Below are 12,694 nucleotides of genomic sequence, written 5' to 3' on the forward strand. Positions count from 1 at the left end.
GGGTCTGGCTGGCGGGTCATCAGTCCAGCCTGGTGAAAAAGGCTCTCAGTGTTCCAAAGGCGCTGTTTAGCGTCTGGACTTCTCCGGTGCTGCCGCCGCGATCCGGGTGCGCCTGCATGACCGCCCGGCGGAATCGGTGCTTGACCTCGGAGAAAGTCCCGGGAAGTTCATCGAACCCCAGGACGGCGGCCGCCTGAAGGGTGTCTTCCGGAGCTGGATGCTGGCCTGATCTTCCTGACCAGAAGTCATCCACCATCTCACTGATGCTTTCTTCGGGAAGGTTGTACTGGTCGAGGTCCAGATAGAAGCTGCGTAGCCGGTCGGGTTCCCCGGGATGCCCCTGTCCGGCAACCACCGCATTCGCATACAGCCGGATCAACAGGGGAGAGATGTCCAGGGATTCGCCAGCGGCACCCAGTTCGTCCCTCAGCCGGTACAGACTGTGGAAAATCAGAAAGTGAACGGGATAGAGCTTCTCCGGTTTGCTGAAATCCACCTCATCCAGTAGCTCCCAGGGGGGTACCTGGAGTGTTTTAATCAGTGCCAGTTCGGAAAGCCCACCGGGGCTTTCCCGCAGAATAGATTCCAGCGCGATCATCAGGTGCTGTATCTGGCGGTCGAGCCTGCTCTTTGAGGTGCCCGGCTCTGGCCCGGGTTTGGCTGGGGCGGTGGATCTCAGTGGGGAAGTCATGATGCCATGGTAAGCGAGAGACGCCGCTTAAGCCAGTGGTGGCCGCTTGCCGGGAGCAAGGTTCCCTGCAGCAGCATGTGACGGGACCCGGTTTCGTCAAGTATAATTGCCAGTCTTGCTCTCAATTCCATGCATCTTTCCAGTGTCCGAGCCCTATGCCCGATTCCATTGCCTTTTCTCCTGCGGATACGCCGCTTTCCGAAGCTGATCGCAAGCGCAAGCTTGAAGACAACAAACTGCAGAAACGCCTGCGTCGGGAGGTTGGCCAGGCCATTGCCGATTTCTCGATGATCGAGGCCGGCGACAAGGTCATGTGCTGTCTCAGTGGGGGCAAGGATTCCTACGCCATGCTGGACGTCCTGATGGCGCTACAGAAAAGCGCGCCGGTCAGGTTTGAGCTTATTGCTGTTAATCTGGACCAGAAACAGCCGGGGTTTCCCGAGCACATCCTTCCAGAGTATCTCGCTGCCCTCGGGATTGAATATCACATCATTGAAAAAGACACCTACAGCATTGTCAAAGACAAAATCCCGGAAGGAAAGACCACCTGCGGGCTGTGCTCCCGGCTGCGCCGGGGCATACTTTACAACTTTGCCGAAGACCACGGAGTTACCAAAATTGCCCTGGGGCATCATCGGGATGACATGCTCGAAACCCTTTTCCTCAACATGTTCCATGGCGGCAGACTGAAAACCATGCCGCCGCTGCTCCACAGTGACGATGGGCGCAACGTGGTGATCAGGCCGCTGGCTTATTGCCGTGAGAAGGATCTGGTGCGTTATGCGGCTCTCCGGGAGTTTCCCATCATTCCCTGCAACCTCTGTGGCTCCCAGCAAAACCTTCAGCGCCAGGTGGTCAAGGAGATGCTTCAGAACTGGGACCGTCAACATCCAGGCCGGCTGGAAGGTATGTTCCGGGCCATCTGCAATGTCGAGCCCTCGCACCTCGCGGACCCGAAGCTCTATGACTTTTCCGCCAACCGGGTCCGGGGTACCAGCGTTCAGCACAGTGACTCGGGAGATACGGATCCGGGGTACGAGCAGCTGGATGTGCTCAACCTCTGATGGTCTCAGAGGTGAAGCAGGCCATGCAGCGGAAGAGTCCAGATGCCGAACGCAATCAGAAGACTGCCGGCGATCTGGCGGAACCAGGAATGCTGGCGGAGCAATTTTATCCAGCTTGCGGCATAGCCTGTAGCGAGCATGGAGGGAAGAGTGCCCAAGCCAAAAAAGAGCATGGTGAGCGCTGCACTTCCCACCGTTGGCTGCAGTGCTGCCCAGCCAAGGGTACTGTAAATCAGACCACAGGGTAGCCAGCCCCAGAGCGCGCCCAGCGCCAGAGCATGGGCAGGGCGCCTGACTGGAATGAAATGCCGGGTGAACGGCGATAGCCGTTTCCAGACCGGTGCCCCAAGGCGTTCAACCTGCCGGATTCCCTGCCACCACTGGGCCATGGAGAGCCCCATGGCAATCAGCAGGACACCGGCAATACCTCTGAGGATTGGTCCCAGCTGGGCCCACTGATCAGCCGCCGATGTGCTGAGCAAAGCAATGAGGGTGGCCAGCAGCACGTAACTGCTGATCCTGCCGCCATTGAAGCAGAGCAGCATCAGGGTCTGACGGAACCGGAAGCCGGAACCTGTGGGCAGGGCCATGGACAGGGATGCGCTGATGCCGCCGCACATGCCAAGACAGTGGGTGCTGCCTAGCAGGCCGATCAGGAAGGCGCTTGAATAACTCAGGTAAAGCGGGGCGTCCACTAGCTGTCTGATTTCCTTTTCGTGGGAACCCTGGTGCTCTGCTGTTCCGCCTCGGCAGGGAGGTGTTCACCGCTGCCGCGGTCGCCGGTTTTGTCCTGGCGGGCTTCTTCCGGAATCATGTCGCTGTCATCATCGTAAAGTATTCTGTGAGCTGGCCCTTCAAGATCATCATACTGCCCGTTACGGACAGCCCACGAAAAAAGCAGGATCCCAAGGGCCACCAGCAGCAGGGCGACAGGCACCAGTATCAGAACAATCTTCACGGCCTCTCCTCATTTCGTTCGGCTGATGCCCGGGAGCGGGCATGAATCTGCCATTGCACCGTATCAGGCTGCCGGCCCGGCGCCAACCAGCGCCTGGCGACCGGGATCCTGGCTGGCAACAGGCCGTTTCCGGCCGATTCTAAGTGCATTGAGAACCACCAGCAGGGAACTTGCAGACATACCCAGGGCGGCAAGCCAGGGTGGTACAAGGCCGGCGGCAGCCAGGGGTAGAGCGCAAAGGTTGTAACCCAGCGCCCAGGCCATGTTCTGGCGGATGATACGGCGCGTGCTCTTACTGATGTCCATGGCAAGGGTCAGGCGGCCCAACTGGCTGTCCAGCAGAACCGCGTCCGCACGGACGCGGGTCAGGTCAGCCGCTGAGCCCATGGCGACAGAAACGCTGGCGCCCGCCATGGAGGGAAGGTCATTAAGACCGTCCCCCACCATCATGATTGTGCGCCCTTCCTTTTTCAGGTCCAGCAGGGTTTCCAGCTTGTGTTCGGGGGAGGCCTGACCAATGGCTTCGTCTATCCCGAGGATCCCCGCAATCCTGGCCACATGGCCCGATCGGTCGCCGCTGAGAAGCAGAGTCCTGATGCCTCTTGCCTGTAAATCAGAGACGGCTCTGGCGGCATCAGCTCGAGGCTGGTCGTCCAGTACGAAGCACGCCAGCCATTCCTTATCGTCCGCCAGCCAGATATCCAGGCCGGCTTCGCTCCGGCAGGGCGGTGCCGGGTGTCCCGTCCGGCCGCGGATGAAATCTCCATGTCCGATAAACAGCGGTCGCTCACCGATCCTGCCGGCAAGCCCGTCCCCTACATGGTTTTCCACATCGGATACGTCTGCGGCTTTCCGACCGTGAAAAACCTGCGCTATCGGATGCTCCGAGTGCTGTTCCAGGCCGGCTGCCAGGCGCAAACATTCGGTTTCATCCATGCTGGAAAAAGGCTTCACAGAGAGCAGCGTAAGCTCCCCCTCGGTCAGCGTTCCGGTTTTGTCGAATACAACCGTGTCTACTGTACCCACCGACTCCAGGGTATGGCCACGGGTAGGTAGAAAACCAAGCTTCCGCAGCCGCATGGTGGCACTGGTAATGGCCGTGGGGGTAGCCAGTGACAGGGCGCAGGGACAGGTGACCACCAGCACTGAAAGGGTGATGTCGAACGCATTGTCAGCGCCGGCCCACCACCAGCCAAGCCACACGAGGGGGGCAATTATCAGCACCCGGCTGACGAATACTCTGGCAATGCGGTCTGCCATCAGGGCTACAGGTGCTTTCTCCGCCTGCACCCGGTCCAGTATCCGCAGAATGCCTGAGAGCCGGGTCTGGGCGCCGGTTCTTGTAACCCGGATGGTCAGGGGACCTTCGCCGTTTATGCTACCAGCATGGGCTGAATCGCCGGCGCTCCGGGTTTCGGGCATGTACTCACCGGTCAGGGCTGCCTCATTGAGAGTGGATCGGCCTGCTGTAATCTCTCCATCCACTGGAATGGTTTCCCCCGGCTTGACCCGGATCAGGTCTCCTGGCTGCAGTTCGTGGACCGGAACCAGGCGGACCTCGTGGTTCCCTTCCGAACCAGACGCACCCCCTTTGACCAGTAGCGAGGCCACCGAGGGCTGAATGGAGCCAAGGGCGTTGCCACTGAGACCAGCGCGGTACCTTGCCTGCATCTCGATATACCGGCCCAGGGCAAGAAAGAAGGTAAACATGCATACGGATTCGAAGTAGACCTCGTCTCCGCCAAATACTGTGACCCAGGTACTGGCAGCCCAGGCCAGGCCAATCGCTATGGCGACTGGCACGTCCATGGTCAGATGCCGTGAACGCAGATCGCGGAGGGCATTGCTGAAAAAAGGACGGGCGCTGTATAGCACCACCGGCGTGGCCACAAAAAAACTGAACCATCGGAAAAGCTGGACATAATCTTCAGAGAGATCGCTTATCAGCTCAAAATACAGGGGAAATGCCAGCATCATGGTCTGCATTGAGCCGATGCCGGCAACGCAAAGGCGTATCAGTGCTGAGCGCTTTTCGGCCTGCAGGGCTTTTTCTGCTTCGTCTGGCTGATAGGGGCGGGCCTGATAACCCAGCTCATGGATGGCAAAAAGCAGGCTGCTGAGGCTGGTCTGCTCCGGGGACCAGACCAGGCGGGCCCGCTGGGTGCTGTGGTTGACCGAGAAAGCGATGACCCCTGGCTGGCGTGACAGATGGTTCTCCAGCAGCCAGATGCAGGCGGCACAGGTGATGCCGCCGATCAGTAGTTGGGCCTCCTGCCCACCTTTGACCGGTACCACGAATGATTTCTGCACCAGGGGGTGGTCAAGATCCCGGATCTGCTCCCGCTCTGCTTCGCTCAGGGCTCTGGGGGTAACGGCAGGCTCGGTGCGGTGATGGTAAAAGCCAGTGAGCCCTTCAGATTCAATGATCCGGGCGACTGCCTGACAGCCCTGGCAGCAGAAATCCCGCTGTTCACCACCAAGCTCGCTGCTGATCGGCGGGGCGCCCTCAGCTGGCTCCCCGCAATGATAACAGGCTCTCTGGTTCACCCGGGACCTGCACTCGCTTCCAGTCTTAGAGCGGAAGAGGAGGGAAGGTTGAATTCTCCCTTCAGACGCCAGTCATTGGATGGCCCCTGCAGGTCGACATACCAGCGACCGTCCAGATTACGTGGTGCATTTGCAGCATATTCACCATTGCCGAGCGAGCGTAGCTGCAGGGTACGATCCCTGTCTTCAAGTGTAGGGTGGAAAAATTTGAGAATCAGGTACGGAAACTGGCTCTCGCCGGATTCGCTTGCCATCACAAGCCTGACTTTATCCCCGGAAAAGGCGAACTCTGCGCTGAGGCCCAGCTCTGCCGCCTGCACATCCCGGGCGATGGCCATGTTTATGCCCCGTCCTTCCTTTGAATAGTCATCGCTGACCATTGCCAGGTCGGAATTCATGGCCACCGTGATGGCAATGGTGCACCAGATAATGGAAGCGCCCGGGAAGATCAGCAGAAACCAGAACCAGGGCTGTCTGAACCAGGGAGCAGCAGGGGTGTCGTTAGTCATCATCATCTTTCTCTTCAGTAATTTGGGTAGCGCTCTGTCAGCGGCCGGGGCGATTGGGTCCGACGAACCGGCTCTCAGTCTCCAGCACCAGGGACTCGTCCGTCGTGGATTCCGCCCGGAAAGTGATGGCGGTATTGCTCTGTTCAACGGCTTCCGGGCTTACCTCAACCACAGTGGGCAGGATTCGGTCCTCACCACTGGCTACGGTGACTGGCTGATTATCGACGATGCTGATCGTATTCATACCAGTCACCGAAAGCTCAAAGGTCTGGGGCACTTCGCTCATATTGATCAGTTTCACGGTGTAGGAGTTTTCTATCAGCCCTTTGCCATTCATGCGGTACAGGGCACCGCGGTCCCGCTCCACATCCAGCTCAGCTGGTACCCGGGTGAGTAGCGTAAAGATCAGTGCACCAACCATGAAAGCCAGCGCTGCCCCGTAACCGAAGGTGCGTGGCCGCAGAAGTTTTGATGGTCTGCCCTCCAGTTCGTTCTCGGTAGCATATCGAATCAGGCCCCGGGGGTAATTCATCTTGTCCATGACTTCGTCGCAGGCATCAATACACAGGGCGCAGCCAATGCATTCGTACTGCAGACCGTCACGGATATCGATACCGGTAGGGCAGACCTGCACGCACATGCCGCAATCAATACAGTCGCCCAGGCCAAGCTCCTCTTTTGAGGCGCTCTTTTTTCTTCCACCTCTTGGTTCGCCGCGAACCGGGTCGTAGGCAACGGTGCGCGTGTCACTGTCGTACATGACGGACTGGAAGCGGGCGTAGGGGCACATGTAAAGGCAAACCTGCTCCCGCATCCAGCCGGCATTCAGGTAGGTTGCCAGAGTAAAGAATCCCGTCCAGAAATAGGCCCAGCCATTGGCCTGTAAGGTGAACAGATCGGTACTTAGTTCCCTGACGGGATAAAAATAACCGACGAAAGTCAGACCTGTGGCAAAGGCTATAAGCAGCCACGCGCTGTGCTTCAGGGACTTTTTGGTGATCTTTTCCGCTGAATTCGGAGATTTGTCCAGCTTGATCCGCCTGTTTCGGCTCCCTTCAATCCGCTCTTCCACCCACATGAAGATAAAAGTCCATACGGTCTGAGGGCAGGTATAGCCGCACCAGACGCGGCCAAAAAGGGTGGTTACGAAAAACAGGCCAAAGGCGGCAATAATGAGCATGCCCGAGAGAAGAATGAAATCCTGGGGATAGAAAGTGGCGCTGAAAAGATTGAATTCCCGGGCCGGAAGATTGAAATAAATGAGCGGCTGGCCGTCAATGGAAATCCAGCAGAAAAGAAAATACATGCCCATGAGCGCCCACAGGCTCACCGTCCGTATTCTCTGGAACAGCCCTTTTACTTCCTTTACGTAGATTTTTTTGCGGCTGGCGTAAAGGTCTACCGTCGCTGATTTTTTGTTGTTGGAGGCGTCAGTCGCGGGATCTATCTGTCTGACCGGTATCTGACTGGTCATGGTAACCTCCCGATTTGAAGTCTTTTCAAGCCTGGATCAATATCCCTCTGACCCAGGGTTCAAAAGACTGACTGGGCCGGCGGCGCGACGGCCCAGAAACCCGTCAGTTGGACAGGCTGTATACATAGGCTGCCAGGATGTGAATCTGATCCTCGCTCAGACGTCCTGACTGGGCTGGCATCATGTTTTCACGGCCATAAAGCACGGTTTCTTCGATCCATTCATAGGTGCTGCCATACAGCCAGGCATCGTCGGTCAGATCCGGTGCCCCCATGGCCTGGTTACCCTTGGCTTCAGGCCCATGACAGCCGGCACAGCCCTGGGCATAGACCGCAGCACCGGCTTCCGCAGCTTCTTCGTTTTTGGCCCGGTTGCTGAAGCTGAGGACATAATTGACAACCTGATCAACCTGGGTCGGCGTCATGTTGGGCATGAACCCCTTGGCGGGCATGTTGCCCTGCCGGCCATTGTTCAGTGTTTCCACAATGTCCTCGGGCTTGCCGCCATAGAGCCATGCGTCATCCGTCAGGTTAGGGAAGCCAATGGCGCCCCTGGCGGCGGAACCGTGACACACCGCGCAATGGTTGGCGAACAGCCGCTGGCCCATCTGCATGGCATCTTCATTTCCGGCCAGCTCGGGGATGGCTACATCGCCGTAACGGGCGTAGATTTCGCCGTAACGGGCATCGGCAAGCTGAACTTCCTCTTCCCACTGGTTATGCTGGCTCCATCCGAGAAATCCCTGGAAATTGCCAAGGCCGGGGTAGAGCGCAAGATAGCCAAGGCTGAAGATAACGGTGCCAAGAAACAGGTAGAACCACCATTTGGGCAGGGGGTTATCCAGCTCTTCAATCCCATCGAAGGAATGGCCAGTGGTTCGATCAGTCTCCTGGTCGGTGCTTTGGCCTTTGCGGGTGGCCCAGAGCAGCCACCAGCAGCCAAAGATGGTACCGAGCGTGAGCACGATGACCCAGATGCTCCAAAAGGTACTCATTGTCTGTTCTCCGTTTTGTCCTGTTCACGGGTGCGCCTGTCAATTTCATCATCATCAAAGGGAAGATGAGCGGCTTCATCGTTGGGTCTTTTGCGGTGGGCGCTATAGGCCCACCAGCAGATGCCAAGAAAAGCCAGCATGACGAGCAGTGTGTGTATGCCCCGAAAATCGTTAATATCCATGCCGATCACCGTTTGGTTGAAAGTACGGTGCCCAGCTGCTGCAGGTAGGCCACCAATGCCTCGATCTCATATTTCCCTTCAACCTCACTGGCGGCTTTCTCGATGTCCTCATCGGAGTAGGGCACACCCAGGGTCTGGAAAGCCCGGAGTTTGGTTGCAGTATGCGTATGGTCAATTGTGTTCTCAAACAGCCAGGGGTAGGCCGGCATAATGGATTCGGGTACTACGCTGCGCGGATCATACAGATGCATCCGCTGCCATGAATCCGAGTAGCGTCCACCGACCCTTGCCAGGTCCGGCCCCGTGCGCTTGGAGCCCCAGAGAAAGGGGTAATCGTAGACAAACTCGCCGGCCACCGAATAATGGCCATAACGCTCTGTCTCGGCACGGAACGGGCGCACCATCTGGGTGTGGCAGACGTGGCAGCCTTCCCTTATGTAGATGTCACGCCCCTCGAATTCCAGCGCGGTGAGAGGCTTCAGGCCTGACACCGGCTGGTTGACATCTTTGGAGAAGAACAGGGGTACGATCTCCGCAAGGAAGCCGCCGCTGATCACTACCAGTATCAGCACAATCATCAGGCCGATATTTTTCTCAATAACTTCGTGTTTCATTGCTCTGTCTTCCCCTGTCAGGCCGGCTGGGCCGCTTTGCTGTCAAGCGCAACGGCCTCTTTCTGGCTGATGGTCCTGCGAACGTTGTAGGCCATGACGAACATGCCGGAAAGGAATATCACACCACCGATCATGCGGACCAGATAACCCGGGCCGGATGCCTGCATGGCCTCGACAAAGCTGTAGGTCAGTGTGCCGTCGTCATTCACCGCGCGCCACATGAGTCCCTGCATGATGCCGTTAACCCACATGGCAACGATGTACAGGACCGTGCCGATGGTGGCCAGCCAGAAATGCACGTTGATCAGGGCGGTGCTGTACATGGCCTGAACGCCCCAGAGTTTTGGAACCAGGTGATAGATCGCACCAATGCTGATCATGGCCACCCAGCCCAGGGCACCGGAGTGAACATGGCCTACGGTCCAGTCCGTGTTGTGGGACAGGGCATTCACCGTTTTGATGGCCATCATCGGGCCCTCGAAAGTGGACATGCCGTAAAAGGACAGGGACACAACAAGGAACCGGAGGATCGGATCGGTGCGCAGTTTATGCCAGGCCCCGGAAAGGGTCATCATGCCGTTAATCATCCCGCCCCAGCTTGGCGCGAGCAGAATCAGGGACATGACCATGCCTGCAGTCTGGGCCCAGTCGGGCAGGGCGCTGTAGTGCAGATGGTGACCGCCGGCCCAGACATAGGTCGCAATCAGCGCCCAGAAGTGAACGATCGAGAGGCGGTAGGAATACACAGGACGTCCGGCCTGCTTGGGCACGAAGTAATACATCATTCCCAGAAAGCCTGCGGTCAGGAAGAAACCAACCGCATTGTGGCCATACCACCACTGCATCATGGCGTCAGTCACACCGCTGTAGATGGAGTAGGACTTGAACGCCGATACGGGTATCACCAGGTTGTTGCCGATATGAAGCACGGCCACGGTGACGATGAATGCACCGTAAAACCAGTTGGCTACATAGATGTGGGGGGTTGAGCGCTTCATGATGGTGCCGAAGAAGACGACGGCGTAGGTAACCCACACAAGGGTTATCAGAATGTCGATGGGCCATTCCAGCTCGGCGTACTCCTTGGTGGAAGTAAGCCCCTGGGGCAGAGTCAGTGCCGCCGATACCAGAACCAGCTGCCAGCCCCAGAATGTAGCGGCGGCCAGCCCGCCACCAAACAGGCGCGCCTGACACGTCCGCTGCACAACATAGTAGGAGGTGGCAAAAAGAGCGCTCCCACCAAAGCCGAAAATCACTGCATTGGTGTGGAGGGGCCTCAGGCGGCCAAAGTGAGTAAAGGGCAGGTCAAAGTTGAGTGCGGGCCATACCAGCTGTGCTGCGATCAGCACGCCGAGACTCATGCCAACGATTCCCCATACCACTGTCGCGATGGCAAATTGTCTTACCACCTTGTAGTTGTACGTAATGTCAGGATTTGCTGTGCTCATAGCCTTACCAATGGATTTAGAGTGGAAAATTTAGGCCGCAAGTATGGAGAAATCATGGGTCGTTTGCAATGACGCAGGTCAAGTGACGATGCCGCTCAAATCAGTAACATGGCGGGGTTTGATGGACTTTTGAATCGCTGTTTCCACTGCGGTTGAAGAGGTAACCGGAAGCAGCAAGGCGGCCTTTGCGAACTCCCATTATAGAGGCTTTTTTAAATCTGCGTGAATTTCAGGATGGAACATGGGGATCATTCTTGTCTGCGGGCTGCTGCTCCTCAGAGACCGCAACCTCGACCCGGTTCCGTCCCAGGGCCTTGGCCCTGTACAAAGCCTTGTCCGCGCGGGCAAAGAGACGGCGCTGATTCTCCCCCGGGGCGAGAACACCTACCCCCGCGCTAAGGGACAGATGGATGGCCTTCCCATCCGGGGTAACAATCCCGGTTGCGCTCATGTCATCGAGAACTCGCTGGGCTACCTTGCTTGCGCCACCGGCATCCGTATCTGGCAGCACCAGAGCGAACTCTTCTCCTCCATAACGCGCAGCCATATCCCTCGGGCGCTGCACATGGCGACTCAGTACTCCGGCGATTTTCTGCAGACACTCATCGCCAAAGGCGTGTCCCCAGGTGTCATTGACTGCTTTGAAATGATCGGCATCCAGCAGAATCATGGCCACCGGGCAGCCATTTCGGCGCGCTTCGGCGCACATTTCGGTCAGGGTAGAGTCAAGGTAACGCCTGTTATGGAGGCCGGTAAGGCTGTCCCGGGTGCTGAGCTCGGCAAGCTGGATGTTCGCCCGCTCAAGCTCCCTCATGGTGTCGCGGAGCTGGGAGGTGCGTTCGTGAACCTTGAGCTCCAGGTCATGTCTTGCATCGTGCTCAATGGCCAGAAGTTTTTCGTTCAGCAGCCGCCAGCGCTGGACAATGGCGTAGTTCAGAAGAATAACCTGGCCGCCAATAGCAGCCTGCATAAGTATTTCCTGAGCCATGAAGTCGCCGAGGTAGCCGAAAGCAGCCAGCGCATATATGCAGGCTCCGGCAACCATGAGGGTCCAGGACATTACGTACCACTTCGCCGGAGCGTACCCCTGGCGCCAGCGCAGCAGGCCCGTGAAGAACAGGAAGGCGATGGTGAACAGGCCAAAAGCGGTGTTGATTTTAATGGCCAGGTTATAGGGCACCAAAAACACCAGGGCCAGCAGAAGGACGCTGATGCCGGCGATCACCATCAGTCCCCGGGACAGCCACCGATGTGCGGCATCAATCTCGAGAAAGGAGCGCCCGAATAGCGCCATGGCGAGGGTCCCCAGAGCCTCAAAAAGTGGTATGGATGTATTGGCAAGCCAGGGGCTGAAAGGCCAGAAATACTGAAAAGCGAACCCCCCCATAGCAAACAGGAACAGCCCCATCGAAGTCATATAAAAGCTGTTGTAGAAATAGTAAGAGCGCCAGGAGCTGACGAAGAGCAGCAGGTTGAAAACCGCAAAAATCAGCAGCGCCCCGTAAAACAGCCCATGGGTGAGGGTCAGGTGATTGCTTTGCGCAATCATGGAAGCCGGGTCTTCCAGTGACAGGGGCACATTGATCGCCCCGGAGCTCGTCAGACGCATTGTGATATTGATGCTCTGGCCTGCTTCCAGCGTGACGGGAACGAGAAAATAACGGTAATCTACCGCCCGGCTGGAAAAATTGGTCTGGTCTCCGGTATCAAGCCTCTGGATGAGAGTCTCGCCGCGGACCCAGAAGGTGATGTGATCAAGGGGTGCATAGCTGAGCTTGAGGTACCAGACGCCTGCATTTTGAGTTGGATTGTGAAGATTCAGGGTAAACCAGAAGGTGGCCGGTGAGTTGCTGAACACCAGCTCACGGCCCTCCGCGGGCTGCCATTTCGCAATCCCGCGGATTTCGGCCGGTGCATCGGCCCGGCTCCCGGCGGTTCCGGGTGCGGCGATGTAATAACAGACATATTCCAGCAGATCGGCGCGCGCACTGGCATCAGTGACCGGGAGGCCGCGGGCGAATTGACCGGGATTCCCTGCTGGCTGACAATCACCGCCATCCGGGATGCCATGCCTGTCCTGACCCTGGCCGTGCGCAAAGCCAGAAAGGAAGCTGGTCAGCAGAATCATGTACAGCAGAGCCCTGCTGCGGAGGAATAGAGCCATCTGGATCTTCTGTCGGTCCTTTGGGAGGAGCGGAGTGTAGCTCACGATT

12 protein-coding genes are annotated in these 12,694 nt (G+C 57.7%); 1 reads left to right on the forward strand and 11 read right to left on the reverse strand.

All coding sequences use genetic code 11. The annotated features are described in order from the left end of the window. Nucleotides 1–19 precede the first annotated feature (19 nt). Nucleotides 20–691 carry a DNA-J related domain-containing protein gene (locus LG327_RS11665; RefSeq protein ID WP_404361982.1) on the reverse strand — a complete coding sequence of 224 codons (672 nt, stop codon included), beginning with the start codon at nt 689–691 and terminating at the stop codon, nt 20–22. Between the two features lie 155 nt (nt 692–846). Here LG327_RS11665 and ttcA point away from each other — a divergent pair, with 155 nt between their 5' ends. Next, nucleotides 847–1,755, forward strand: a complete 909-nt coding sequence (gene ttcA, locus LG327_RS11670) for a tRNA 2-thiocytidine(32) synthetase TtcA (protein ID WP_404361983.1) — start codon at nt 847–849, stop codon at nt 1,753–1,755. Between the two features lie 5 nt (nt 1,756–1,760). On the opposite strand, the gene LG327_RS11675 is transcribed toward ttcA, so the two are convergent. The 10 genes from LG327_RS11675 to LG327_RS11720 all read right to left on the reverse strand — a co-directional run bounded on the left by LG327_RS11675 (nt 1,761) and on the right by LG327_RS11720 (nt 12,645). After that, entirely contained in the window at nt 1,761–2,450 is a 690-nt protein-coding gene (locus LG327_RS11675; protein WP_404361985.1) for a sulfite exporter TauE/SafE family protein, read from the reverse strand. Next, entirely contained in the window at nt 2,450–2,713 is a 264-nt protein-coding gene (gene ccoS / locus LG327_RS11680; protein WP_404361987.1) for a cbb3-type cytochrome oxidase assembly protein CcoS, read from the reverse strand. The genes LG327_RS11675 and ccoS overlap by 1 nt, the downstream gene beginning before the upstream one ends. A 63-nt stretch (nt 2,714–2,776) precedes the next feature. Further along, nucleotides 2,777–5,260 carry a heavy metal translocating P-type ATPase gene (locus LG327_RS11685; RefSeq protein ID WP_404361988.1) on the reverse strand — a complete coding sequence of 828 codons (2,484 nt, stop codon included), beginning with the start codon at nt 5,258–5,260 and terminating at the stop codon, nt 2,777–2,779. After that, nucleotides 5,257–5,775 carry a FixH family protein gene (locus LG327_RS11690; protein WP_404361989.1) on the reverse strand — a complete coding sequence of 173 codons (519 nt, stop codon included), beginning with the start codon at nt 5,773–5,775 and terminating at the stop codon, nt 5,257–5,259. Before LG327_RS11690 ends, LG327_RS11685 begins: the two co-directional genes overlap by 4 nt. 31 nt (nt 5,776–5,806) lie before the next feature. Then, nucleotides 5,807–7,243, reverse strand: a complete 1,437-nt coding sequence (gene ccoG, locus LG327_RS11695) for a cytochrome c oxidase accessory protein CcoG (protein WP_404361991.1) — start codon at nt 7,241–7,243, stop codon at nt 5,807–5,809. Nucleotides 7,244–7,346: 103 nt separating this feature from the next. Beyond that, nucleotides 7,347–8,237: a cytochrome-c oxidase, cbb3-type subunit III gene (ccoP, locus tag LG327_RS11700; RefSeq protein WP_404361993.1), complete on the reverse strand. Its 891-nt coding sequence runs from the start codon at nt 8,235–8,237 to the stop codon at nt 7,347–7,349. Next, entirely contained in the window at nt 8,234–8,419 is a 186-nt protein-coding gene (locus LG327_RS11705; protein ID WP_404361994.1) for a cbb3-type cytochrome oxidase subunit 3, read from the reverse strand. Before LG327_RS11705 ends, ccoP begins: the two co-directional genes overlap by 4 nt. 5 nt (nt 8,420–8,424) lie before the next feature. Further along, nucleotides 8,425–9,033 carry a cytochrome-c oxidase, cbb3-type subunit II gene (ccoO, locus tag LG327_RS11710; RefSeq protein ID WP_404361996.1) on the reverse strand — a complete coding sequence of 203 codons (609 nt, stop codon included), beginning with the start codon at nt 9,031–9,033 and terminating at the stop codon, nt 8,425–8,427. Nucleotides 9,034–9,050: 17 nt separating this feature from the next. Then, on the reverse strand, nt 9,051–10,481 hold the full coding sequence (gene ccoN / locus LG327_RS11715; protein WP_404361998.1) for a cytochrome-c oxidase, cbb3-type subunit I: 1,431 nt from the start codon (nt 10,479–10,481) through the stop codon (nt 9,051–9,053). A gap of 229 nt (nt 10,482–10,710) precedes the next feature. Beyond that, the gene (locus LG327_RS11720) at nt 10,711–12,645 is read right to left on the reverse strand and encodes a diguanylate cyclase (protein ID WP_404362000.1); all 1,935 of its coding nucleotides are present in this window, start codon (nt 12,643–12,645) and stop codon (nt 10,711–10,713) included. Between the last annotated feature and the right edge of the window lie 49 nt (nt 12,646–12,694).

Source organism: Marinobacter sp. (assembly GCF_044799475.1).
Classification (GTDB): domain Bacteria; phylum Pseudomonadota; class Gammaproteobacteria; order Pseudomonadales; family Oleiphilaceae; genus Marinobacter.